Genomic DNA, 26153 nt, shown 5'->3' with positions numbered 1-26153 from the left:
CTTAACTGACTGGCATTACGCAGATGCGCTCTTTTTTATTGGTTGAATATCGCTTTACTCAGGGATTAGTGAGTAAACGAGGCCAGTTTTAGGTTGGCCGTTAAATATGAAGCGATTCTTGGCTTTTACTTCAAAGACACCGCCGCAGGATTCGATCAATTTTTGGCTGGGTAAATTACTTGGATCACAGACAACTTCAATTCGGGTCAATTTTAGTTGAGCAAAGCAAAACTCAGCTAGGGCGCTGACCGCTTTATTTGCGTAACCTTTACCTTGGTGTCGATCAGCAATCCAGTAGCCGATACTTGCCATATTGAAGGTATGGTAGAGCTCGTTAATAGCGACCATGCCCAGTAATTGATTGCTGGTACGGCAAAATACGCCAAAGCCATACGCTTCAGATTTGACCCAGTTTAGCCGAGTCGCCATGACAAATCGTTCAGCATCATCGAGTGAAAATGCAGCGTGGCACCAGTCGATCCAGCGATGCAGGCTTGGGGAGTCAATAACGCACTGTTGAATGTCTTGACACTCGTCACTTGATATAAGGCGTAGGACAAGATCTTGAGTAATGATTTGGTAATCTGGACTCATACAAAAAAGCCCTCATTTGAGGGCTCTCATAGTTATTGGTTAACGCGACGAACTTGGATAATCATACCCATCAAAGGGTGATCAAGGAAGTGAGTTTCAGTACTACGCATACGGCGTTTTTGGTCGAAGCGATAGCTTTTTAAAAACTCCACCTTGTGGACAGTCGGCGTAATGTCTTCCATTAAGCCGACTTGGACAACTTGGTTGTCTACAGCGGGTTCCAAATTGTCAGTAGTGGGTTGATGTTGTTCCAAAGTCACTTCTTTTACGCTTGGCGCTTTAAGGTCAAGCTGAACGTCGGCATATAGGTAGTGCTCAACATAAATTTGCAGTTTGCCATCTAACTGGTAAAGCGGCTTGGGAATACTTTGCTCGGTAATGCCTTCAAGAATTTGGCTTTGCTGAGCGTTAATCATCGAACCGTCAGGATTGAATTTTCCAGAATAGTCTCGACCAGCTTGGACATGAAATACCGGCGCGGCAAAACGGCCTTGGTCTCCCTGACGCCAAGCTTTATGCATCAACACTTTAAAACCTGCATGTTGCTTAAGTTTGTTGACCTCGTCGTTAAGAGCATACTCAGAAGCCGGTAACATTTGTACGCCTTTTTTCGCTCTGTAGCTGGCATCATTAAACGGTGCTGCCTTTTCTAGGTCAATCTCAGCAACGCTTGTCGGCCATGACTCATCCGTTTGTTCCGCATCGACTGCTCGATTAAAAATGATCACTTCGATATCGAATTGACGCTGCGCCATTGAAGGCATTGCAACAAGCATGAGCAGCAGCGGGATCAGTGTTTTCATTACAACTCCGTAGTGAGGGGCATCGCACCTCGATATTGTTTTCGTTTTACGCTTTTGGCAATAAATTTTGCTGGAATTCAACCAACATGTCACTAACAAACTGGACGCGTTTACGTCTGTCTACTAATGGTATCGCAAACTTGAACTTAGTTGGGCCATCCATAGCGAATTTTTGTGGTTGAGATTGCAATAGTTTAACCAAATACATTGGGTTAATGTCAGCATCCGGATAGAATTCGATAAAGCCACCTTTGTCGTGCGCTTCAATTTTCTTCACTTTTAACGCTGCTGCTTGCAGTTTTAACTTGGCCACTGAAAGTAGGTTTTTGGTCGCGTCGGGTAGCAGGCCAAAGCGGTCAATCAGTTCTATTTTTAGCTCTGCCAGCTCGTCTTCACTACTAACGCTAGCTATTTGTTTATACATCGACAAACGGGTGTTGATGTCAGGGATATAGTCATCTGGTAGCAAAGCGGGTAGGCGCATCTCAACTTCTGTTTGCTCGCGTAGTAACTCATCCAGCGATGGCTCCTTACCCTCCTTGAGCGCTGCCACTGCCTGTTCCAGCATTTCCATGTAAAGTGTAAAACCGACCGATTGTATTTGCCCGCTTTGTTCATCTCCCAGTAGCTCACCTGCACCACGGATTTCTAAGTCGTGAGTTGCCAGGGTAAAACCAGCGCCAAGGTCTTCCAAGGACGCAATTGCATCTAGACGCTTGATCGCATCTTTGGTCATCGCTTTTGGATGCGGAGTCAAGAGGTATGCGTATGCTTGGTGGTGTGAACGTCCAACGCGCCCGCGCAACTGATGAAGCTGAGCTAGACCGAGATTATCTGCTCTATCCATGATGATAGTGTTTGCTGTTGGAACGTCGATACCAGTTTCAATAATTGTCGTACAGACAAGTAAGTTGAATCGCTGATGGTAGAAGTCGTTCATAATACGTTCGAGTTCTCGTTCGCGCATTTGACCGTGTGCAACGGTGATGCGAGCTTCAGGAACGAGCTTCTCCAAATCGGCCGCAACTTTCTCTATGGTATCGACTTGGTTATGTAGGAAGTAAACTTGCCCGCCGCGCATGATTTCGCGCAGGACTGCTTCTCTAACCACCGCATCATCACTTTGTCTAACAAAGGTCTTTATTGCCAGTCGTCTTGCTGGTGGAGTGGCAATAATCGACAAGTCGCGCATGCCACTCATTGCCATATTGAGTGTTCTTGGTATCGGTGTCGCCGTCAGCGTTAAAATATCAACATCGGCGCGCATGGCTTTCATTTTCTCTTTCTGACGCACCCCAAACCTGTGCTCTTCGTCAACAATAAGTAAACCGAGATCTTTAAACTGTATATCGTTTGACAATAGTTTATGTGTGCCTACTACAAGGTCGACCTTGCCGTCTTCGATGTCCTGCAGCACTTGCTTTTGCTCTTTGGCGGTTTTAAAGCGCGACAACACTTCGACACGGATTGGCAAATTAGCAAAGCGATCACGGAAGTTCTCAAAATGCTGCTGAGCCAGTAAGGTTGTCGGAACCAGAACCGCCACTTGTTTACCGTTGTCTGTGGCAACGAAAGCGGCGCGCATGGCGACTTCTGTTTTACCAAAACCAACGTCACCACAAACCAGACGGTCCATCGCTTTCGCTTGACACATATCTGACATCACAGCGTTAATAGCCATTGATTGGTCATCAGTCTCTTCAAACGGGAATCCCGCTTTGAATGTGGCGTATTGCCCGCGGTCAAGCACGAATTTATAGCCGGGTTTTAGCTCTCGCTTAGCGTACACATCGAGCAGTTCGGCTGCGACATCACGTACTTTCTCGGCCGCTCTCCTGCGCGCTTTAGCCCACGCTTCACCACCTAGCTTGTGCAGCGGTGCACTTTCTTCAGCGCCACCAGAGTAGCGGCTGATTAGATTAAGTGAAGCGACGGGAACGTAAAGCTTGGCATCATTTTGATATTCTAGCGTGACGTATTCGGTCGTCATTCCACCCGCTTCAAGGGTTTGCAAACCAATATAACGGCCAATACCGTGATCAATGTGTACTACAGGCTGACCGGGTTGCAGTTCTGCTAGGTTGCGAATTACGGCGTCGCTGTTTGTCACTTTGCGATCTTTGCGGCGACGTTGTATAACGCGATCGCCTAGAAGATCACTCTCGCAGATAAGAGCTATCTGCTCATTGCCGTAAATAAAGCCGTGCTCCGCAGCGCCCAAGATCAAACTAAACTTATTGCTGCTCGCGATGGCTTGCTGCAGGCTATCGCTCGACACTGGTTTGAGCTTAATCCGCTGTAACAGCTCTAATAAGGCTTCACGGCGGCCTTCCGATTCCACAGAGAAGACAATCTGGCCTTGAAACGACTCACTGAACTGACGCAATGCAGCCAAGGGCTCTTTGTTTTGGTGTTGTACAGCCAACTCTGGGAGTGAACACAACGCTGGGTTAGTACGACCTTGCTTGTCACTGACGGCCTCTACAAAGAGTTGAATTTGCGGTAACAGTTTGAACTGGCTGAACAATTCATCTTTCTTTAGCCATAACTCTTCTGGTGGCAGTAGCGGCCGCAGTGGATCCACTTTGCGCTGCTCAAAACGATAATCAACATCGTGTAAGAAGGTGTCTATCGCGGGCTCAAGCTGACCGACAGTCACCAATTGAGTGTTGTCTGGAATATAATCAAACAGGGTTTCAGTGTGCTCAAAAAACAGCGGTTGCCAGTATTCGATACCGGCAGGCCAGGTGCCTTTTGATACTTGCATGTAGACTGACTCAGGCTCACGGCGGGCTTCGAAACGTTGACGCCAACGAATGCGAAAATCTTCAATCGCGCTTTCCGACGTTGGAAATTCATGCGCTGGAAGCAAACGAATTTCTTGAGTGTCATCAATAGAGCGTTGATTTTCTGGATCGAAGGTACGAATGGTATCAATTTCATCATCAAAAAAATCAATACGGAACGGGTCATTTGACCCCATAGGAAATAGATCGAGTATCGAACCGCGACTCGCGTATTCGCCAGGCCCAAATACTTGGTCAACGTGGCGGTAGCCGGACTTTTCTAGCTGGATGCGCAACTTTTCGAGTGAGAATCGATCACCTACTTTCAACATCAAGGTGTGCTGCATTAAAAAATCACGTGGTGATTGACGTTGCAACAAGGTGTTGACCGGAACTATGGTGATCCCACTAGCCTGAGTGGGCAGTTGATAAAGGCGCGATATCCGGTCTGAAATGATTTCTTGGTGTGGTGAAAAGCTGTCGTATGGCAAGGTTTCCCAATCGGGAAAAAGAGACACTTCTTGAGTGGTGAACTGTTCGATTTCCTGCTGGAGCTTCAAGGCGGTCTGCGGATCTGGCACAGCCAGCAGAGTGTGTGAACCATGACTGTCAGCAAGCTCGGCGATAGCAAGTGCTAAACTTGCACCTTGTAGGTTACCTATTTGTTTTTTGTCCCCAGCGCGGTCTGCGCACGCTAGGTTTAGTAAAGATGTGTAAGACATAATTGTGTTTATTTGTCGCGATTAAGTGAACGCTGGCGCAAGAGTTTCTGTTGTTGGAATAGGGCTGCTTTAATGAGCAAGTCTTCATCGAGATCTCGTAATAAGTCGTACTTGACGGTAACAAGATGGGTATCTTCAGTGGCGTCTATTTGAGAAACATGCCCATAACAATAGATAGCAGCTGCTGGGTGATCCAAAAAGAGTTTTACCCGAACTTTCGTGTTGAGACTCACTTCAGCGTCAGAAATATAAGTAAATTGACTGGCGCCAAACGAATGAGTTTGATGACGCAGTAAGGGATCATCTTGTTGCGACAGCATAAATGTCAGTAGCAAGTTAAGCTTAGAATTCTGGGTATCCAATAATTGAATGACGTGTTTAAAATCGCTATTTTTTAGCTCGCTCCGGGCGCTGTCGTTTAGGAGATCAAGATTGCTAAACTCACTTGCCACAATGAAAGGTGCCGGGATTTCCCCTTCGAATTTCTCGTAGCTAGGAAAGCTCAACTCATCAGCCAATGGCTCGACATTGACGGTCATTGTATGGTTGACGGTAAAGAATTCTTGATCGGACATGCTTGATTCCTTTTGCTGTATAACTTTGATTATCGTTATAGCTGACAAGTAATCAAGCTATCCCTTTGTTTATTCCATATTTTAACCGCTAATTGTCAATTAAACACTACACGTTACGGCATTTAATCGGTAGAGTAAGTGCCATTAATTAGGTCCACAAATCCTAAAGACGGTTTCTACTATGTTTCATCCAGTCTCAACCTTTATCGGACTGCGCTACTTACGAGGGCGGTCTGGTGATAGGTTTAGCCGCTTTGTGTCTTACATGTCGACGGCAGGCATCACGATAGGTGTGATGTCGCTTGTAACCGTTCTGTCGGTAATGAATGGCTTTGAAGCCCAGCTTAAAGGTCGTATTCTCGGTGTGCTCCCTCAGGCGATAGTTTCTCAATTCGAAGAGAAAACGGCCAAGACGGAAAGTGCTCCAGAGTTTATTACGACACTTTCAACTGCTGGTCACCCTGAACCTATTGTTCAAAGTGAAGCAGTGATTCAGAGCTCAAGTCAGTTGAACGCTGGCCTTCTCATCGGCATTAAGCCTTCCGAACACGATCCAATAGAAACGCATTTGATTGCCGGTCATTTATCTAGCTTAGTGGCTGGCGAGTATCAACTGATTATTGGTCATACACTGGCGCGTTCTATGGATGTCTCTATCGGTGATAAGGTCAGGTTAATGGTGACCAGTGCCAGCCAGTTTACACCACTGGGTCGAATCCCCAGTCAAAGGCTGTTTACCATCGCGGGCATCTACAACACGGGCTCAGATGTCGATGCTCAACTGATGATCACCCATCTTTCTGATGCGGGCAAATTGATGAGAATGAAAGCCGAGACCATGACAGGGTGGCGATTGTTTTTTGATGATCCGTTTGTTGTCGGCAAGCTCAGCGAGCAGCCATTGCCCGACGGTTGGCAGTGGCAAGATTGGCGAGACCAGAGGGGAGAACTTTTTCAAGCTGTGCGAATGGAAAAGAACATGATGGGCCTTATGCTTGGTCTTATCATTGGCGTTGCGGCGTTTAATATCATCTCCGCTTTGATTATGGTCGTGATGGAGAAGCAATCTGAAGTAGCCATTTTGAAAACTCAAGGCATGACGGATAAACAAGTGCTGGCCATCTTCATGGTACAAGGGGCGAGCAGTGGTGTAATCGGCGCCTTGATTGGTGGTGGATTGGGCATATTGCTGGCCAACAATCTCAATCCACTATTGGAGAGTGCCGGAGTCGCGCTTTTCTCCGTCGGAGGTGAGTTGCCTATTTTGATCAATCCGATTCAAATTATCATCGTTGTTGTACTGGCTATCGCGCTAAGCCTCGCGGCAACCTTATTTCCTTCTTACCGCGCATCTTCTGTCAAACCAGCCGAGGCTTTAAGATATGAGTAGTCTTCTTCAATGTCATAACGTTTGCAAAACCTATCATGAGGGCGCGTTTGATACTCAAGTTCTTAAAGGGGTGAGTTTTCAAATAGAAAAGGGAGAACTGGCGTCAATTATTGGTACATCAGGGTCCGGTAAGAGTACTTTGCTGCATATCCTAGGTGCGCTTGATGATGCCACACAAGGTCATGTGACTTTCATGGACCAAGACTTATCGACCTTGAACTCGAATCGCCAAGCGAAACTAAGAAACCAACATCTTGGCTTTGTCTATCAGTTTCATCATCTGTTGTCAGACTTCAGTGCGATTGAAAACGTCGCTATGCCGCTTTTAATTGGCGGGGCTAAAGTGAGCCAAGCTAAGTCTGCAGCCAAAGCTTTGCTAGACAAAGTAGGGCTAAGTCATCGTTTAGATCATCGTCCGGCGGAGCTTTCTGGTGGTGAACGTCAACGTGTCGCGATTGCGCGGGCATTGGTCAACAATCCAGCGTTAGTCTTGGCTGATGAGCCAACAGGAAACCTTGATCATAAAACCGCTTTGGCTATTTACGATTTGATGCGAGAGCTTAATCACGAGTCCAATACCGCATTTCTTGTCGTCACTCATGATGGTGAATTGGCTGCAAAAATGGATCGCCAGCTTCATATGCAAGATGGCTTGCTGCTCAATGTTGAGGGGGCGTAAGTGTTTTCTTCCCTTTCTCTGTTAATTGGTGGTCGCTTTAGTCGAGCTAAGCAGCGCAACAAGATGGTCTCGTTTATTTCGATGTCATCAACCATTGGTATCGCGGTGGGGGTTGCCGTCATCATTATCGGCTTGTCCGCGATGAATGGCTTTGAACGTGAATTGAATAACCGCGTGTTGTCGGTGATCTCTCACGGAGAGTTCGAAGGAGTACGAGGTCCGTTGCTGGATTGGCAAAAAGTTGTCCTGCAAGCGGAAAAGCACCCGAAAATTGAAGCGGCCGCGCCGTATGTGAAATTTACCGCTTTGGCAGAAAAGGGTGCCCAACTCAAAGCGCTAGAAGTGCGCGGAGTTGCTCCGGCGCTCGAAAGTAAGGTTTCTAACCTCAGTGAGTTTATTGATCCTAAGGTGTGGAATGCGTTTCAAAGTGGGCAGCAACAGGTGATTCTAGGTAAAGGCATTGCGGATTTGCTCAATGTCAGTCAAGGCGACTTTTTGACCTTAATGATTCCAACCAGCGGTGAGACGACTAAGGTTCAAGCGCCAAAACGAGTGCGTGTCAAAGTCGCTGGGCTTTTGACCTTAAATGGTCAGATTGATCATAATTTGGCACTTATTCCACTCAAAGATGCGCAAATCTACACCAAGATTGGCGAAGGGGTCAGCGGGGTCGCTGTGCGTGTCAGTGATGTACTGAATGCGACACAGATCGTGCGTGAAGCGGGAAATACGCTCGATGTTTATGTTTACTTACGTAGCTGGCAACAGAAATACGGTTTTCTCTACCGCGATATTCAGTTGGTTCGAACCATTATGTATTTAGTCATGGTGCTAGTGATTGGCGTGGCGAGTTTTAATATTGTGTCCACCCTAATGATGGCGGTGAAAGATCGCGCGGGAGAGATTGCTATCTTGCGTACTATGGGAGCAACCGATGGGCTGGTGAAGCGAATCTTTGTTTGGCAAGGGGTCTTTTCTGGTGTGCTCGGCAGTGTCGCTGGAAGTGTATTTGGCGTGGTAATTGCTCTCAATCTAACCCCAATGATCACTGGGCTAGAAGGCTTGCTTGGACACAAGTTCTTGTCTGGTGATATTTACTTTGTCGACTTCTTACCATCTCAGGTTAATCCTATTGATGTTAGCGTCGTCTCGGCAACGGCAATTATATTGAGTTTATTCGCGACTTGGTATCCTGCCTCTCGTGCCAGCAAACTCAATCCAGCCGCAGTATTAAGTTCGAAATAAAGACCCTTGTAATGAAAAAAGGACCTGCGGGTCCTTTTTTCATTCTTGGCTTTCATATGATTTTCACAACGGTTTCGAACCCGTTGCATTGCTGTCAGCGGCGTTTTACTTTTTAAGCAGATTACCTATCCTGATTTTTCGTTGCTGCCAACTTCGTACTACCGAATAGCGCCATAGTGCGCGAATGCCAAAGTAGCCCAGCATCGCCGAAACAATGCCACAGATTAGGCAACCCAATAGGAACGGCGGCCCAATCGTGCTCATTTGCTGCAGAATGAAATCCCATGACAACTCAAAATGAAAATGTTGTGAAGGAACATGCATCGTCCAAGCGCCAACTTTATAGGCGAAGTAGAACATTAGCGGCATGGTGACTGGGTTACTTACCCACACCAAGGCAACAGAAAGTGGCAGATTGACGCCACACGCGATGGCTAAACCCGCAGACATGATCATCTGACTTGGTAGTGGGACGAAAGCCATAAACAAACCGACAGCGAACGCGCCAGAAGCAGAACGACGATTGAGACACCAAAGGTTTGGGTTATAAAGCAGGTTGCCAAAAATCTTTAATGCCTTTTGACGTTTGATGACTTCGTGGTCAGGCATAAAGCGTTTAATAAATTTTCTTGGCATAGGGAAATGACTCTCTACATATATTACTGGACGCTAATTTCATTCTCTTTGTTGATCACAACCAGTCCATATTGGCCAATAATGCCACAGTTAGACTACCTGCCTATTGCACTCATCGCACTTGTTGTATCGATTAAGTATAGAAAAGCAAAAGGGCTTTTAGGTCTGGCTTTAGCGTTTGTTGTCATTCTAATGCACGGCAACATGTTGCGATTTCAAACAGAAACACTTTTTCAAGCTGGTCAGGATATTACCATAACCGCTGACATTAACAGCTTTTTTAGGCCAATAAATTTCGGCTATCAAGGGATAGTTGTGGTTAGATCAATCAATGGTGAATCCTTAACCAGATTTGCACAGCCAACAATCCGCCTAAACAGTCCAGTTGATTTGCAGCTAGGGGAAACGATATCCGCTCGGGTAACCGTCAAACCCATCTATGGATTGTTAAATACGGTAGGTTATGACGCAGAGAAAATGGCGTTGGTACAGGGTGTGGTCGGTACGGCTGCCATCAATACCCAAAAAAGCTACTACATCATTAATACTCCGTCGATACGTGCGAACTTAATCCAATCGGTGACGAACAAAACTAATAAGATTGCTCATCAAGGGATGATTTTAGCCCTCATGTTTGGCGAGCGCGAGAAGCTGACCGCTGAGGATTGGCAACGGCTGAAGTTCAGTGGGCTTAGTCACTTGGTCGCCATATCGGGTTTGCATATTGGAATCGCATTTGGCATTGGTTGGTCTGTTGGCTTGATGTTACTTAAAGCCAGCGCTAGATTTTTATCTGCTCCAATCCTTGTTGGGTTGCTGTGTGCCATCAGCTATGCGTGGTTGGCGGGGTTTTCGCTTCCAACGCAGCGGGCAGCAATGATGTGTGCGATCATTTGTGTGCTCCAGTTGCTTGCTGGAGGGGTGCCGAAGTCTCTTAAGTGGCTGGTGGTATTAAGTTTACTGCTGCTTATCGAGCCATTTTCAACCCAATCCGCAAGTCTTTGGATGTCAATGACCGCGGTCGGAGCGATTTTTCTCTATCAGTCATTTTCTCGACCACATCCTTCTCTGGTAATGAAGTTGATGAGAATGCAGCTATTTCTCATGATTATTATGTCACCGATTGTGATTTCTCTTTTTCAAGGTATCAGCTTAGGTACTATCGCGTACAATTTGGTGTTTGTACCTTGGTTTTCTTTGGTCGTTATTCCCTTGGTATTTGTGTCGTTTATCGGTCACCTATTTTCCCCCGGATTCGAATACTTCTGGTTGGGGTTGAATTTGAGTCTTCAATTGGTCGATTGGTGTGTGCAGTACGCAGAATGGATGTGGATTGATGTCTCGCGGCTGAGCTTAATGTGGTTCGTTGCAGGGATTGGTTGGCTAGTAATGAGCCATGTTTTTTCCCTGCGCACAGCCACGTTGTTGATTGTTTGCTTCGGCTTGATCCAACTGAATTGGCGCGAAAAGCCATTGTGGAAAATGACGGTGTTTGATGTTGGGCATGGTTTGTCGGTATTGGTTCAACAAGATGATAGTGCCATGCTGTATGACACCGGAGTTGCATGGACAACATCGAGCATTGTTGGACAAATCGTTGGCCCATTTATGCGTGCCGAAGGTATTCAAAGCTTGGACTATTTTGTTGTCAGCCATTTTGATAGTGATCATGCAGGCGGCTTCGATGACGTTATTACACAATGGAATCCGCGATATATTATCACGAGCCAGAACAAAGACTCCCATACGCCGTGCGTTGAAGGTCAAACGTGGCAGTGGAATGCGATGCAAATCCAAGCATTATGGCCTCCCCAAGTTGCTCGAAGAGCATACAATCCGCACTCTTGCGTGCTGCGACTTTCGCATCGAGAGAGTTCTACAGAGCTATTATTAACGGGCGATATTGAAGCCATTGCAGAATGGATATTGGCTCGTAAACCAGACAGGCTAGCGGCAGATATTGTGGTTGTTCCCCATCATGGCAGTAAAACATCATCGACAGCGGGATTTGTTACTGCGGTGAGTCCCAAGGTGGCCGTGGCTTCCTTAGCAAAGGGAAATCGGTGGAGATTGCCGAGCGATGCTGTGGTTAATCGCTACCGCGAGATAGGAGCAATCTGGAAGGATACTGGGTCATCGGGTCAAATTCTGTTCGAAATTTATCCGCAAAGGTTTGAAGTGTCAGGGTTAAGAGAAAGCAAAGGTAAGAGTTGGTATAGGCAGATGCTACGTAACGGAGTAGAATAGAGGTAATATTGAAAAATAAAAAAGCAATTCTATGTCCCTGAATCAAGACGAAACTACTTGGCAAACTTTTCAACGTTTATGGACTTATATTCGCTTATATAAAGCGGGTCTAGCCGTTGCCGTTGTTGCCCTTATTATCAATGCTGTCGCTGATACTTATATGGTTTCCCTCCTTAAACCTCTATTGGATGAAGGTTTTGGCGATGCGGAATCGAACTTTCTTAGAATTCTCCCTTTAATTATTTTTGGCATGATGATCGTACGAGGCCTAAGTGGTTTCGTTTCAACCTATTGCTTAAGTTGGGTTTCTGGCAACGTGGTCATGGAGATGCGACGTGCCATTTTTAACCAGTTTATGCATATGCCCGTTGCTTACTTTGATAAAGAGTCAGCAGGTGGTTTGCTTTCTCGTATCACTTATGACTCGGAACAAGTTGCCGGTGCAACCAGCCGAGCGTTAGTCAGTATTGTTCGTGAAGGTGCGAGTATTATCGGCTTGCTGGTGTTGATGTTTTGGAATAGTTGGCAGCTATCGCTGGTTCTGTTTGTTGTTGCTCCTCTCGTTGCTTGGGGTATCGGGGTGGTGTCAAAGCGCTTTCGTAAAATTTCCAAAAATATGCAAGAAGCGATGGGGCACGTGACCTCATCAGCTGAGCAGATGTTGAAAGGTCACAAATTGGTTCTCAGTTATGGTGGCCAAGAAGTCGAAAGCAAGCGTTTTGATGCGGTAAGTAATCAAATGCGCCAGCAATCAATGAAGCTCGTGGCGGCGCAAGCTATCGCCAACCCGGTGATCCAAGTCATCGCTTCGATTGCCTTGGTGGTTGTGCTATTTTTGGCCAGTGTTGACTCAATTCGTACTGAGCTGACTCCAGGTACGTTTACGGTTGTTTTCTCTGCAATGTTTGGCCTAATGCGCCCACTGAAAGCCCTAACTAACGTAACGTCTGAGTTCCAACGTGGTATGGCAGCCAGTCAAACGTTATTTGCTTTGATGGATCTAGAAACAGAGCGTGACAGTGGTAAGTATCAGTCGGATAAAGTGCGTGGTGATATCGAAGTCAAAGAGGTGACGTTCACTTATCAGGGTAAAGAAAAGCCTGCGCTCAGTGAAGTGAGTTTCAAAATACCACAAGGCAAAACTGTTGCGCTTGTTGGGCGTTCCGGTTCGGGTAAGAGTACTATCGCCAACTTGTTTACGCGCTTTTATGATGTTGATTCAGGAAGTATTCTGCTCGATGGCCATGATATTCGTGATTACACGTTAACGAACTTACGTTCCCACTTTGCATTGGTTTCGCAAAACGTTCATCTATTCAACGATACGATTGCCAACAATATCGCGTATGCAGCTACCGAAAAGTACACGCGCGAGCAAATCGAGCAGGCGGCACGTCTCGCTTATGCGATGGACTTTATTGACAACATGGATCAAGGCCTTGATACGGTGATTGGCGAGAATGGAGCAAGTTTGTCAGGTGGACAGCGTCAACGTATCGCTATAGCCCGTGCTTTACTGCGTGATGCGCCTGTCCTGATTTTAGATGAAGCTACCTCTGCTCTCGACATGGAATCAGAGAAGGCTATCCAGTCAGCGTTAGATGAATTACAAAAGAATAAAACTGTTTTGGTTATCGCTCATCGACTTTCTACCATTGAAAATGCCGATGAAATCCTGGTCGTTGATGAAGGTGAAATTGTTGAACGAGGCAGCCATAACGATCTGATTGAACAAGATGGCGCTTATGCTCAATTGCATCGAATCCAATTTGGTGCCTGAGTTTGATTGAAAAGATCTGGTTTGCAAACCACCCATTAAAATATCTTTTGTGGCCATTGCTGTGGCCACTCAGCGTTTTGTTCGGTGTGATAAGTCGCTCACGTAGAGATGACTACCAGTCAGGCAAACGTACTCGCTATCGAGCTCCTGTACCCGTCATTGTCGTTGGCAATATCACTGCTGGCGGCAATGGTAAAACGCCAGTCGTAATCTGGTTGGTCGAGAAACTTCAGGATCTTGGTTACAAGCCAGGTGTGGTCTCTCGTGGCTATGGTGCGAAAGCCCCGTTTTATCCACTGGTAGTTGAAGACGAAACATCGACCAAACATTGTGGCGACGAACCTAAGCTGATATTTAAACGTACTGGAGCTCCTGTCGCTGTGTCACCGAAGCGAAGTGAAGCGGTACAGGCTTTGCTGCCACTAGGGGTTGATATCATTATTACCGATGATGGTTTGCAACATTACGCTTTGCAGCGTGATATTGAAATTGTTGTGGTTGACGGAGTTAGACGATTTGGTAACGGCTCACTGATTCCACTTGGCCCTTTGCGCGAATCGACTGCAAGGCTAAGTGAAGTGGACTTCATCATTACTAATGGTGGTGACGCTTTGGAAGATGAGGCTGCGATGACGTTGCAACCAACCGATGCAGTTAATCTTAAAAGCGGTCAGCGAATCGACGTATCACAGCTGAATGACAGACTGGTTGCGATGGCCGGTATTGGTCATCCGCCACGTTTTTTTAATACATTAGAACAATTGGGTGCGAAGCCTGCCATTATGCAAGGCTTTGCGGACCATAAAGATTTTGACGTGTCAGAGTTAGAGCAGCTTGCCGCCCAAGGCAATCACCTGATTATGACTGAAAAAGACGCAGTAAAATGTGCCCATTACGCTCAATCTAACTGGTGGTATCTACCTGTTAGTGCCGAGTTTTCGGCTAAAGACGAAACGCGCATTTTGAATAAGATTAAAGAGGTTAAAGAACAGTATGGATCATCGTCTGCTTGAGATTGTTGCCTGTCCGGTATGTAAAGGAAAACTGACTTTTGATAAAGAACAGCAAGAATTGGTGTGCAAGCTGGATCGCCTTGCTTATCCGATTAAAGAAGGGATTCCTGTTCTACTAGAACCAGAAGCTCGTAAAATAAGCATGGATGAGGGCAGATAATGACATTCACGGTTGTCATCCCAGCTCGATATCAATCGACGCGTTTACCGGGTAAGCCGCTTGCAGATATCTGTGGTAAGCCGATGATCCAGTGGGTTTATGAGCAAGCGATACAAGCTGGGGCGGAGCAGGTCATTGTCGCGACAGATGATAGTCGCGTCGAGCAAGTCGTGTCATCATTTGGTGGCCAAGTGTGCATGACATCAGCTAACCATGAGTCAGGCACAGAACGCCTGGCAGAGGTCGTGGAGAAGATGGCGATTGCTGAGGATCACATCATTGTCAATGTCCAAGGTGATGAGCCGTTGATCCCGCCATCTATCATTACCCAAGTGGCTGAAAATTTAGCCAACAGCCAAGCTCCTATGTCTACCTTAGCGGTTGAAATTAGTGACGAGGCTGAAGTATTTAATCCCAACGCGGTTAAGGTTTTAACGGATAAAGATGGCTATGCAATGTACTTTAGCCGAGCGACAATTCCGTGGGACAGGGACAACTTTGCCAAGCGAGACAAAGTTATCGCTCAACCGCTTATGCGTCATATCGGTATTTATGCCTACCGCGCAGGCTTCATTAATACTTACATTAATTGGCAACCAACGGCGCTAGAAAAAATCGAGTGTTTGGAGCAGTTACGTGTACTTTGGTATGGAGAAAAAATCCATGTTGAAGTGGCGAAAGAAGCCCCAGCAGCTGGCGTGGATACGCCGGAAGACCTCGAGCTGGTTCGCACCATTATTGCTAGTCAGCAACATTAATAGAAAAGGCCTCTAAGGGCCTTTTTGCTTTGTTGGCTTGTGCCTAAATGAGTGAGTCTAAATTTTTGAGTCGTACTCATTGCGTTTTGGACACGTGCCGAGTATGTCTCTACGACCACTCTCTTTTACCTCTTCAAGAATGACATCAAATCCCCATAGTCGATACAAATGTTTAAGGACTTCATCATAGCCGTCATCTAGCGGTATTCTATCGTGTGGAACGTATTGTAAAGTCAGCGAGCGGTCCCCACGGACATCGACATTGAACACTTGGATGTTAGGTTCTAAATTACTTAAATTGTATTGCGCCGCTAGTTTTTCACGTATCGCGTGGTACCCCGAATCATTGTGGATCGCACTCACCTCAATATAATTTTTACGGTCATCGTCAACGATAGCAAAGAGCTTGAAATCACGCATGATTTTAGGCGACAAATATTGGCTAATGAAACTCTCGTCTTTAAAGTTTTGCATGGCGAAATGCACGGCATCTAACCAATCAGAACCCGCCAAGTCAGGGAACCATTCGCGGTCTTCATCAGTAGGCTCCTCACAGATGCGCCTAATATCACGAAACATGGCAAAGCCCAATGCGTATGGGTTGATACCGCTAAAGTAAGGACTGTTGTAGGCTGGTTGCGCGACAACGCTAGTGTGACTATGGAGAAATTCAAGAATGAATCTGTCTGTGACCAAACCTTCGTCATACAAGTGGTTGAGAATCGTATAGTGCCAGAAGGTTGCCCATCCTTCATTCATCACCTGAGTCTGTTTTTGTGGATAAAAGTACTGACTTATCTTACGCACAATGCGCACGATCTCGCGTTGCCATGACTCTAACAGCGGGGCATGCTTCTCAATAAAATAGAGAATGTTTTCTTGCGGCTCGCTAGGGAAGCGAATTTTTGCACTTTCAGGTTCTACCTTAGACTTCGGAACGGTTCGCCATAAATCGTTGACCTGAGATTGTAAGTAGGCTTCACGCTCTTCTTGCCGCGACTTCTCTTCGGCGATTGAAATTTTCTCTGGGCGTTTATAACGGTCAACACCAAAATTCATCAAGGCGTGGCATGAATCTAAAAGGTCTTCAACTTCTTGGACGCCATACTTTTGTTCGCAGTCAGCTATATAGTTTTTGGCAAATAGCAGATAATCAATAATCGAGCTGGCGTCGGTCCAAGTTTGAAATAAGTAGTTACCTTTGAAGAAGGAGTTGTGCCCATAGCAGGCATGAGCCATCACCAAGGCTTGCATGGTCACGGTGTTTTCTTCCATTAAATAGGCGATACAAGGGTTGGAGTTGATGACGATCTCGTAAGCCAAGCCCATTTGACCATGCTTGTAACCTTGTTGAGTCTGGATGAATTTCTTGCCAAATGACCAGTGGTTGTAGTTAATTGGCATACCAATGCTGGAGTAAGCATCCATCATCTGTTCAGAAGTGATCACTTCAATTTGATTTGGATAAGCATCGAGTCTGTAGTGGTCTGCAACACGTTTAATCTCAACGTGGTAGCGTTCAAGTAAATCGAATGTCCAATCTGGCCCGTCAGGAAGCGCCTTACTCTTGGTACGCTTTTTGGTTTTTGTTGTCATACAGCCTCCCTAAGCAGTCTCTTTTTTGAAAAGCTCTCTAAAGACAGGGAAAATATCCTCAACCGTGCGAATGTTTTTCATTGCGAAGTTGGGGAAAGATCCCTCAAGCTTTTCGTACTCGTGCCACAAGGTTTGGTGTGAGCGGCGCGTAATTTCGATGTATGAATAGTATTGGCACTTGGGTAGTAAATGTTTGGTCAACAGTTCACGACAGCGCGGTGAATCGTCAGCCCAGTTATCACCATCGGAAGCTTGTGCGGCGTAGATATTCCATTCGCCAACTGGGTAGCGTTCAGTGACAATTTCGTTCATCAGCTTTAATGCGCTAGAAACGATGGTTCCTCCGGTTTCTTGGGAGTAGAAAAATTCATGCTCATCGACTTCTTTTGCTTGGGTGTGGTGACGGATAAATACCACATCTACGTTTTCGTAAGTCCGAGTTAAGAATAGGTAGAGCAGGACATAAAAGCGTTTGGCAACATCTTTTGTTGCCTGATCCATCGAGCCGGATACATCCATCAAGCAGAACATAACGGCCTGGCTAGATGGAATAGGGCGGCGCTCATAATTTTTAAATCGTAAGTCAAAAGTATCAATAAATGGTACGCTGTCCAATTTACGGCGCAATGCTTCGATCTCTTCTTTGAGGCGCTTTTCCTCTAGCATTTGCGCAGGTTCCGACATTTTGACTCGGTCGAGCTCTTCCTCAAGCTCTCTTAGCATACGTTTTTTACCCGCTGTCATGGCGGTACGACGCGCAAGTGATTGCTGCAGTGACTTCACAACCGCTATATTGGCAGGCACACCAGCTGTCTGATAGCCAGCTCGGTGTGTTTTCCATTCGGTAATTTTATTGATTTGGTTCTTTTCTAAATTAGGCAGCTCTAAGTCTTCAAAAAGGATATCCAAGTACTCATCTTTTGAAATTTGGAACACAAATTCGTCTTGCCCTTCTCCATCAGCACTCGCTTCGCCTTCGCCAGAGCCGCCACCTTGGCCTCCACCTTTAGGCCGTTCGATTTTATCCCCGGTAATAAACTGATCGTTGCCGGGATGGACGCGTTCTTTCAAACCGCCCTTCCCTTGATGAAATACGGGCTCTTTGATGTCTTTATGCGGAATAGAAACATCTTCACCCGTTTCTGTGTTGGTGATTGAACGGCGATTTACCGCGTCCGCCACAGACTCTTTTATCTGCTCTTTATGGCGGCGTAAAAAGCGCTGACGGTTCACCGCACTTTTATTCTTGCCGTTCAGTCGTCGGTCAATAAATTGTGCCATGAGTCACCCCTTATCTCTTGCGCGTCTGCCGACAAAAAAATGTTGGCTGACACATATTCATCCAATCACCGACTAGAGCCTTGCTCTCTAGTCGGGATTTATTGGGCTAAAACACTGCTATTACGAAGATTTACGCACGCGTAGGTACCATTCAGATAGCAAGCGCACTTGTTTCTCTGTGTAGCCTTTTTCCATCATACGAGCGACAAAATCATCGTGTTTCCTCTGGTCTTCAGAAGAGGTTTTAGTGTTGAAAGAGATAACAGGTAGCAACTCTTCTGTATTCGAGAACATTTTTTTCTCAATCACAGTGCGCAATTTTTCGTAGCTAGTCCAAACAGGGTTTGTACCATTATTGTTGGCACGAGCACGAAGCACAAAGTTGACTATTTCGTTACGGAAATCTTTCGGGTTGCTGATACCGGCGGTTTTTTCTATTTTTTCTAGTTCATTGTTTAATGCTGAACGGTCAAATAACTGACCTGTTTCAGGGTCGCGATATTCTTGGTCTTGAATCCAGAAATCTGCGTAGGTTACATAACGATCGAAGATGTTTTGGCCGTATTCAGAGTAAGACTCTAGATAGGCCGTTTGTATTTCTTTGCCTATGAATTCGACATAGCGTGGTACCAAGTAGCCTTTTAAAAACTCAAGATATCTTTCAGCGGTTTCTTGAGGGAACTGCTCGCGCTCAATTTGCTGTTCAATGACATAAAACAGATGTACAGGGTTAGCGGCTACTTCAGTCTGATCGAAGTTAAATACGCGTGAAAGAATTTTGAACGCAAAGCGTGTTGAAAGCCCTGACATGCCTTCGTCGACACCAGCAAAGTCGCGATATTCTTGATAACTTTTCGCTTTAGGGTCTGTATCTTTGAGCGTTTCACCATCGTAGACTCTCATCTTAGAGAATATGGATGAGTTTTCTGGATCTTTAAGGCGAGACAAGATACTAAATTGAGACAAGAGCTCTAGTGTACTTGGGGAGCATGGTGCTTGTGACAGTTCGGAGTGATCGAGCAGTTTTTGGTAAATTTTGACCTCTTCCGACACGCGTAAACAGTAGGGCACTTTAACAATGTATACACGGTCAAGGAACGCTTCGTTATTCTTATTGTTGCGGAAGGTTTGCCATTCTGACTCATTAGAGTGCGCAAGAATCATTCCGTCAAATGGTAGCGCAGATAGTCCTTCTGTGCCGTTGTAGTTACCTTCTTGAGTGGCGGTCAGTAACGGGTGAAGCACTTTAATCGGTGCTTTGAACATTTCGACAAATTCCATCAAGCCTTGATTGGCGCGACACAAAGCACCTGAATAACTGTACGCATCAGGGTCATCTTGAGAGAAATGCTCGAGTTGGCGAATGTCTACTTTACCCACTAGTGATGAAATGTCTTGGTTGTTTTCGTCCCCTGGTTCAGTTTTTGCGATAGCAAGTTGGTCAAGAATCGAAGGTCGAACTTTAACGACTTTGAACTTAGAAATATCGCCGCCAAATTCATGTAAGCGCTTTGCTGCCCAAGGTGACATGATTGAGCGTAGATAGCGTGTCTCTATGCCATACTCTTGCTTGAGTAGTTCACCATCCTCGCCAACATCAAATAGACAGAATGGGTGGTCATTGACTGGGCTGCGTTCACCATTGGCTGAAAGTACATAGATCGGTACTTGCTGCATTAGTGCTTTCAGTTTTTCAGCCAGCGATGATTTACCCCCACCGACAGGGCCAAGCAAATAAAGTATCTGCTTGCGCTCTTCAAGCCCTTGTGCGGCGTGTTTCAAGTAAGAAACAATCTGCTCGATAGCTTCTTCCATACCGTAAAAATCTTTAAATGTTTCGTAGCGTGAGATGACCCTATTTGAGAATATGCGACTAAGATGTGGGTCTTGAGCTGTGTCAATGAGTTCTGGCTCGCCAATGGCCATCAATAGTCGCTCTGCGGCGTTGGCATAAGCACTTTTGTCATCTTTACACAGCGCTAAAAACTCTTGCAGAGATAACTCCTCATCCTTTGAGGCTTCGTAGCGCGCTTGGAAATGGTCGAAAATACTCATAATGAAATCCTCTCTGAACCTGTCAAACTGACAATAAACCCGCATAGAAAAGCAAATCCTTTCTTACATAAGATTAGTTGGTTTTTAGAATTTTGCTTAAAAAATATGTGTTTAATTGCAATATGTGACCAAGAGCTAGTTGCCTGATTCCTTACGCTAGTGGTATCAGAAATGAGTGATTTAGCAGCTAAATGTATCTTTGATATGTCGCTCTTTTAGAAATGCATCGGGTTACATTTTTGTGAGGCGCTAAAGCAAAATATCAGACTGAGTAGGTAGATTGCAGCAGTGATTGCTATGAGTTTGGTTACGTGAAGTTAAAGAAACGGCTTCGTGAGTGATTACTTAAAACTCAGCGGATGTCGATAATGGAATAAATTCTTAGAAGGGCGGAACAAAAAGGGATCCGATGATCCCTTTTAATCTCAGTTACTATTTACGCGTTAAAGATTTGCTTGAGTTCATTTGCGCATAAGTGGTACTGACGAGGACAGTTACGCCATGTGTTAAGCATGCGACGATATTTATCTAGCATTGGCATTTGTGCGTTAAAGTAATGTTCACTTTTGCTAAATTGTGGATACAGCCCTTCAGAATCTACCAGAAAACGCACGTAATTAACCTGCTGAGCTTCAGAAGCGACATCGAAACCTAAGAAAATGAGACGACGTTGATCTACGTCTTTTTGCTCTTGCTCAGATAGCATTTTGTGCGATTCTTGCATTGCGTGATACATCTCCATAATGTCGATTATTTCACGACATTCGGTTTCGACTAAACAACCAAAATCTTTGTTTAGTTCGCGCATTTGCAATTCGTACCCACGTTCCACTATGGTCTGGAGTCGCTGGTACTTGGCCGCGTTCTCTTGGTCGAGTTGCGACATTAGGTAATACTGATTTGATAGGATCAAACGTTGAGCGTTGGTCATTTCCATGGTGGCCTCACTAAAATAATCTAATACATTTTTAATGTGCTTAGGTTATCTGTTCCTTGTTGAGTGAAACATGATCTCAACACATATTTAATATGAAAAGTACAAAGAATCATCAATAAATACGTTACTGTTTGTGATAGTGATTATAGATGTAATCTCGGTCTGAAAACACGCGCAGCAATTCGGGCTTGAACACAGTGAGAACGGCTATTGCCATTCCATTGAGAAGCCCCTCAGGAAAAGCAAGTAGCGGTGTGAAGACCAAATAGTTGTCGAAAATGGTTTGCCAATCGTAATCTGTGACGAGCAGTAAGTAGCCTGAGTTGACCAGCAGATGAATCGTGCCAGTCAAACCGCCGTTTAGAAAGCCTGCGACGAAAATAAAGACGAAGATGTTACGCGGCAAGTAGTGATAGCTTGCAATAAATAACGTGTAACTAAGTCCTATCGGTAACAAACAAGAAAAGAGCACATACTCAGGCAGGGCATAAAACGTCAGCTCGCCAAATACCGCCATTAGAAATGTGACAAAGAAGGAAACGACGAGTGCACTTTGCCAGCCGTACATCAATGTAAGCGCAGTAATACCGAGGAAATGAATCGAAAGCCCTTCTTTTACCCCCGCATCCGCAGACCAAAGAATGAACAGAGCAAACATGACTGCGAAGGTGACATGTTGAAATGAGCGTTCGCTTACTAACTTTGGGAGTAGAACTAATTTTACGTCGCGCCAAACAAAAGGCACTGATAGCAAGACGATGACGAGAGCAAATAGTTCGCTTAATTCCACTAAAACCTCAAAAAATACCAACCGAAGAGGTTGGTATTTTTTACGAATTAGTAATGAAGTGGTATCAGTATTTTACGTTAGAGTGATACTGCTCAAGGATTGAGACAATATTGTCCATCGTTTCCTTCGACGGAGGGTTTACCCCTTCGAGTGGGTAGTCGACTCCGAGTGCTTCCCACTTATGAGCACCAAGCTTGTGATAAGGGAGCAGTTCAACTTTTTCGATGTTGTCCATATCTTTAATAAAATCGCCGAGCATATGCGCGGCTTCCTCATCATCGGTATAACCGGGAACCACAACATAACGGATCCATGTTTTTTGACCGATTTTCTGTAGGTAGCGAGCAAAGTCGAGCGTTCGCTTGTTGGAAACGCCAACAAAGTCGTGGTGAATCTCATCTTTCATGTGTTTAAGATCCAACATAACCAAATCTGTTGCGTCTAACACTTCGTCAATCACTTCAGTGTGTTTGCGAATGTATCCATTGGTATCTAGACAGGTATGGATGCCTTCAGCTTGTGCAGCGCGGAAAAAATCACGGACAAACTCTGGTTGCAACATGGCTTCACCACCTGAGCAAGTAATACCACCACCAGAAGCATTCATGAAATGACGGTACGATTTTGCTTCATTGATGATTTCTTCAACCGTCACTTCCTTTCCACCGTGAGTATCCCAAGTATCGCGATTATGGCAGTACATACAACGCATCAGACAGCCTTGCATAAAGACAATAAAGCGAATACCAGGACCGTCTACTGTTCCACAGGACTCAAAAGAATGAATACGACCAGTTGTTGACATATGCTCATCTCGCATTTAGTAATTTGTGCGTTATTTTATTACAAAAAGTGGGGTTTATATAGGGTATGAAAGCGATAGGTTCCATATTTTACTTGATAAGAAAAAAAAACATACGTGGTCTAAAATGTATGTTATAAAAATGTTTCAAATCATAAGAATAATAATAACAAATATAAAATTTGCCTAGGCCACTTTTAACGCATACCACTGATGTAAAGGAACTATTTTTATGGATATGCTTGCTCTATCCCAAAAGCAAAAAGTCATGTTATTTCTCGTCGTTTTAGCATTAGGCTTTGTTGCTTTAGCCGGATTCACTTCTTCGCGACTTACTCAAATGAGTGACCAATACCACTTGAGTAGCAATATTTCCACAGGCTCAATGTCTATCTATCAAACACAAAGTAAGATTTTGACCTTGAGTAGTAACTTAGACAACCTCAACGGCTCTCAGGTTGCAAAAGCCAGTCAGGATATTACTGATATAGCGAGCGCGATTAATAACGATGCCGAATTCCTTTCGAGTTTAGGTTTGTCTGAACAAGCAGACAACTTGAAACGTAATGTGAGTTTGTTCGAGTCTGCGGCTAAACCTTGGCTGAATCTAATGCAAGAGTTGGGGTTTACGATTGATGAAGGCAAGCTGGGGGAACTGAAGCAGTTGGCCGCCACAATTGAGCAGAAAATTGCTGAAACGGGAATGGTGACGTTAAATTCAGATTTCCAAGCCATGGTGAAATCGCAGCAGAATTACTTACTACAACCCAATGAAGAAAATTTAAAACTATTTAATCGAGCGATGGGCAGTTTTGAGAGTATGTCAAATGTCTACGCGATGCTTGAGTTGTACGAGAAAGAGATTGAACAATATAAGTCGACTTTTGTCCGAGTGAGTGAGTTATCGCAGCAACTGGGCAGTGTAGAGCAGCAACTCTTGAGCTCAAAAGCGCAATTGACCCAACTGATCGGCGCGATTACCAATGAACTGAGCGATATTTCGCAGCAGTATCAAACGTCGGCGAACCATACCTCAGAACAAACGCTTTGGTCTGTTCTAGCTGCTTGTATCGTATTGGCGGTGCTCACGGTTGCCATATTTGTTATGCAAAGTTCCTCATTGGCGAAATCTTTGGCAAGAACCAGAGAAGTGTTACACGGGCTTTCGAATGGTGACTTGTCTCAGCGTATGGTGATGACCAAAAACCCAAATGATGAGTTTAACCAACTCGCAAGCAGCATAAACGAAAGCTGTGAAAATCTAGGGGCGTTAGTTCGAGGAGTGCAAGACAGCAGTCAAGCATTGTCTGGAAATGCGGCTGAACTCAATCAGGGGCTAGATATGCTGGCTCATCACCAGTCTGAAGTGTTTGGTCAAACACAGCTACTCGCGTCAGCAACGGAAGAGGTAAGTGTAACGACCCAAGAAGTCTCTAACTCGTTGGAGTTTGTGTCTGAAATCTCTCGTTCTTCAACGCATGCTGCTGAGGAAGGAGCAAAAGTAATTGGTGCGGCAATTGGTTCTCTTGAAGAAGTAGGGACGATTTTAACCTCGGCAGCAGGGCATATTCAGTTACTTGAAGAGGCTTCTTCAAAAGTTGACTCGGTAATGGATATTATCAACGGTATTGCTGAGCAAACGAATTTACTGGCATTGAATGCGGCGATTGAAGCGGCAAGGGCTGGAGAGCAGGGGCGCGGTTTTGCCGTTGTTGCGGATGAGGTTCGTAGCTTAGCCGTACGAACGGTTGATGCTGTGACGGAAATATCCGATACGATCGATACGATGAAAAAAGAGAGTGCTGAAGTGATTCAGTATATTGGTCAATCTGAGTCGTCGATGGCGACGGGGCGTGAGCGTGGCCAAGAAGCGATGGACGCATTAAAACTCATTACCGAAAAAGCAGACGAAGCGTCTCATCAAACTGAAGTTATCTTTTCTTCGATTCGAGAGCTTGCCACGACCAGTCAATCGATGGCGGATAGTATGACGCAAATCTCAACAGCGATGAAAGAACTTGAACAGAACAACGAGCAGCTTAAACATGTCAGCGGAGTTGTAGAACAGCGCTCTGACAGCCTTAACCAAGACTGCCAGAAGTTTACGATCTAACCTAGGTATTCGAGTGTTTCTAGAAGAAAGCGTATAACGATAACCCACCGGTGCCGTATACGCTTTCAGGCGCTTGTTTGTAATCAGGCGTTTTGGCTGTCGCGGTAAGTGTTGCGCCGAAGCTTTGGTTGTACCATGCAAAACCAGCAACAGCGGTTGCTTGATTATGTTCTAACGTCACATCATAAATGGCAGGATCTTGGTTGTTGCGAATGGCATAGTCATTCACACCAGAGCGCTCCCCTTCAATTGTAATATCGTTAAAGCGATAGCGGGCTTCAATACCAGTAAAGATAAACCACCCCCCTTGTGACCCACCTATCATTCCAGCGCGAAATGGGTTTTCATTGTCAATATTAGCCGCGCCCATATTGCCACCTAGGTCGGTACCCCAACGAAACATTAAGCCTGTAGATATGTCGCTGCGAAAATTACCAGCGTTAATTTCCGAAACGTTTGATATCTCCCAGTCCGTATTGGCGATTGAGCGTTGACGTATCAAGTTGAAATGGCTCAGGTAGCCAACATTGGCGACAAATTTGTCGTCGACTTGGTAAGCCCAACCACGTGGCTCGTCGGAGCCGGTGATACCATGGACTACATCTTGAGCTTGATCTGCGAGAGAGCTTTCTCCTGTGGTCCCGAGTGTTAGGTTAAAACGCTGAGCTTGTTGAGGGTGCAAACTGATGTAGTTGAATTCACTATGAAGAAATCCAGCGTAAGGCCTGTCATTGACCATAGGCTCGGTTGCCTCAATATCTGAAGGAGTGTACATCTTATGAGCAAGTACAAACTCAAACTTGTCTAGCGATGCAGCGCCCCAAAATGAAAGGCTTAGCGGGCTAAACATCGCATAAGGTGTGATAGGCCCTGTGGTATAGCCAAGAAATAGGCCGTTGGTATAGTCCTGGTCAACGCCGAAGATGCCGTCATTATCGATAGCGAAGGATAGCGTCGATTTTTCAGAGGCAAAGCTGGTGGCAGAAACAAATAATAGCGGCAGGATAACGGTGCGGTTTAACTTCATAGACTTGTGCTTAACTCAATTAGTGAACTGATATTACAGGATTAGTTGAATTATTGGAGAGCAAATACCATACCAGTGGAGCGATTTGTGCACCGCATCTCTCATTGCGACGAATCTTGGACGAAAAAAAGCCCCGCATAAGCGAGTAATGCCAGTCAGTTAAG

At 45.4% G+C, this 26153-nt stretch carries 21 protein-coding genes; 9 read left to right on the top strand and 12 right to left on the bottom strand.

The features are described 5' to 3' along the window. Positions 1-54 precede the first annotated feature (54 nt). The 4 genes from TW81_RS10735 to TW81_RS10720 are packed head-to-tail and all read right to left on the bottom strand — an operon-like array spanning position 55 to position 5480. Positions 55-594 carry a GNAT family N-acetyltransferase gene (locus tag TW81_RS10735; protein ID WP_045955720.1) on the bottom strand — a complete coding sequence of 180 codons (540 nt, stop codon included), beginning with the start codon at positions 592-594 and terminating at the stop codon, positions 55-57. A gap of 32 nt (positions 595-626) precedes the next feature. After that, a complete protein-coding gene (locus TW81_RS10730; protein ID WP_045955719.1) occupies positions 627-1397 on the bottom strand; it encodes a peptidoglycan binding protein CsiV in 771 nt (256 codons plus the stop codon). Positions 1398-1443: 46 nt separating this feature from the next. Continuing rightward, positions 1444-4905 (bottom strand): transcription-repair coupling factor, encoded by a 3462-nt coding sequence (gene mfd / locus TW81_RS10725; RefSeq protein WP_045955718.1) that lies wholly within the window; start codon positions 4903-4905, stop codon positions 1444-1446. An 8-nt stretch (positions 4906-4913) separates the two neighbouring features. Beyond that, positions 4914-5480 carry a hypothetical protein gene (locus TW81_RS10720; RefSeq protein ID WP_045955717.1) on the bottom strand — a complete coding sequence of 189 codons (567 nt, stop codon included), beginning with the start codon at positions 5478-5480 and terminating at the stop codon, positions 4914-4916. A gap of 181 nt (positions 5481-5661) precedes the next feature. Between TW81_RS10720 and lolC the strand changes: the two genes are divergently transcribed. The 3 genes from lolC to lolE are packed head-to-tail and all read left to right on the top strand — an operon-like array spanning position 5662 to position 8794. After that, entirely contained in the window at positions 5662-6870 is a 1209-nt protein-coding gene (lolC, locus tag TW81_RS10715; RefSeq protein ID WP_045955716.1) for a lipoprotein-releasing ABC transporter permease subunit LolC, read from the top strand. After that, positions 6863-7549, top strand: a complete 687-nt coding sequence (gene lolD / locus TW81_RS10710) for a lipoprotein-releasing ABC transporter ATP-binding protein LolD (RefSeq protein ID WP_045955715.1) — start codon at positions 6863-6865, stop codon at positions 7547-7549. Before lolC ends, lolD begins: the two co-directional genes overlap by 8 nt. After that, positions 7550-8794, top strand: a complete 1245-nt coding sequence (gene lolE / locus TW81_RS10705) for a lipoprotein-releasing ABC transporter permease subunit LolE (RefSeq protein ID WP_045955714.1) — start codon at positions 7550-7552, stop codon at positions 8792-8794. It abuts the gene before it with no gap. A 105-nt stretch (positions 8795-8899) separates the two neighbouring features. Here the strand turns inward: lolE and TW81_RS10700 are convergent, their stop codons facing one another. Next, positions 8900-9430: a DUF2062 domain-containing protein gene (locus TW81_RS10700; protein ID WP_045955713.1), complete on the bottom strand. Its 531-nt coding sequence runs from the start codon at positions 9428-9430 to the stop codon at positions 8900-8902. A 6-nt stretch (positions 9431-9436) separates the two neighbouring features. Between TW81_RS10700 and TW81_RS10695 the strand changes: the two genes are divergently transcribed. The 5 genes from TW81_RS10695 to kdsB are packed head-to-tail and all read left to right on the top strand — an operon-like array spanning position 9437 to position 15388. Continuing rightward, on the top strand, positions 9437-11677 hold the full coding sequence (locus TW81_RS10695; protein ID WP_045955712.1) for a DNA internalization-related competence protein ComEC/Rec2: 2241 nt from the start codon (positions 9437-9439) through the stop codon (positions 11675-11677). Positions 11678-11708: 31 nt separating this feature from the next. Further along, entirely contained in the window at positions 11709-13457 is a 1749-nt protein-coding gene (msbA, locus tag TW81_RS10690; RefSeq protein ID WP_045955711.1) for a lipid A ABC transporter ATP-binding protein/permease MsbA, read from the top strand. Positions 13458-13459: 2 nt separating this feature from the next. After that, positions 13460-14470: a tetraacyldisaccharide 4'-kinase gene (gene lpxK, locus TW81_RS10685; RefSeq protein WP_045955710.1), complete on the top strand. Its 1011-nt coding sequence runs from the start codon at positions 13460-13462 to the stop codon at positions 14468-14470. After that, on the top strand, positions 14451-14630 hold the full coding sequence (locus TW81_RS10680) for a Trm112 family protein (RefSeq protein WP_045955709.1): 180 nt from the start codon (positions 14451-14453) through the stop codon (positions 14628-14630). The genes lpxK and TW81_RS10680 overlap by 20 nt, the downstream gene beginning before the upstream one ends. Further along, entirely contained in the window at positions 14630-15388 is a 759-nt protein-coding gene (gene kdsB, locus TW81_RS10675) for a 3-deoxy-manno-octulosonate cytidylyltransferase (RefSeq protein ID WP_045955708.1), read from the top strand. Before TW81_RS10680 ends, kdsB begins: the two co-directional genes overlap by 1 nt. Before the next feature lie 57 nt (positions 15389-15445). On the opposite strand, the gene TW81_RS10670 is transcribed toward kdsB, so the two are convergent. From TW81_RS10670 to pflA, 6 genes are all read right to left on the bottom strand, one after another. Next, positions 15446-16984: a SpoVR family protein gene (locus TW81_RS10670; RefSeq protein ID WP_045955707.1), complete on the bottom strand. Its 1539-nt coding sequence runs from the start codon at positions 16982-16984 to the stop codon at positions 15446-15448. A 9-nt stretch (positions 16985-16993) separates the two neighbouring features. Continuing rightward, positions 16994-18265 carry a YeaH/YhbH family protein gene (locus tag TW81_RS10665; RefSeq protein WP_045955706.1) on the bottom strand — a complete coding sequence of 424 codons (1272 nt, stop codon included), beginning with the start codon at positions 18263-18265 and terminating at the stop codon, positions 16994-16996. A 120-nt stretch (positions 18266-18385) separates the two neighbouring features. After that, positions 18386-20320 (bottom strand): PrkA family serine protein kinase, encoded by a 1935-nt coding sequence (locus TW81_RS10660; RefSeq protein WP_045955705.1) that lies wholly within the window; start codon positions 20318-20320, stop codon positions 18386-18388. Positions 20321-20756: 436 nt separating this feature from the next. After that, positions 20757-21257: a YfbU family protein gene (locus TW81_RS10655; RefSeq protein ID WP_045955704.1), complete on the bottom strand. Its 501-nt coding sequence runs from the start codon at positions 21255-21257 to the stop codon at positions 20757-20759. A gap of 124 nt (positions 21258-21381) precedes the next feature. Next, positions 21382-22047, bottom strand: coding sequence for an energy-coupling factor ABC transporter permease (locus tag TW81_RS10650; protein ID WP_045955703.1), 666 nt, complete (start codon positions 22045-22047; stop codon positions 21382-21384). 64 nt (positions 22048-22111) lie between these two features. Further along, positions 22112-22852, bottom strand: a complete 741-nt coding sequence (gene pflA / locus TW81_RS10645; protein WP_045955702.1) for a pyruvate formate lyase 1-activating protein — start codon at positions 22850-22852, stop codon at positions 22112-22114. A gap of 229 nt (positions 22853-23081) precedes the next feature. On the opposite strand from pflA, the gene TW81_RS10640 reads away from it, so the two are divergent. Beyond that, positions 23082-24962: a methyl-accepting chemotaxis protein gene (locus TW81_RS10640; protein WP_045955701.1), complete on the top strand. Its 1881-nt coding sequence runs from the start codon at positions 23082-23084 to the stop codon at positions 24960-24962. 19 nt (positions 24963-24981) lie between these two features. Here the strand turns inward: TW81_RS10640 and TW81_RS10635 are convergent, their stop codons facing one another. Next, positions 24982-25989 (bottom strand): lipid A deacylase LpxR family protein, encoded by a 1008-nt coding sequence (locus TW81_RS10635; RefSeq protein WP_045955700.1) that lies wholly within the window; start codon positions 25987-25989, stop codon positions 24982-24984. Between the last annotated feature and the right edge of the window lie 164 nt (positions 25990-26153).

The organism is Vibrio galatheae, from assembly GCF_000967545.1.
Lineage (GTDB): Bacteria > Pseudomonadota > Gammaproteobacteria > Enterobacterales > Vibrionaceae > Vibrio > Vibrio galatheae.
The sequence above is the reverse complement of the archived record's forward strand: the minus strand, read 5'-3'. Positions and strand labels throughout refer to the sequence as shown.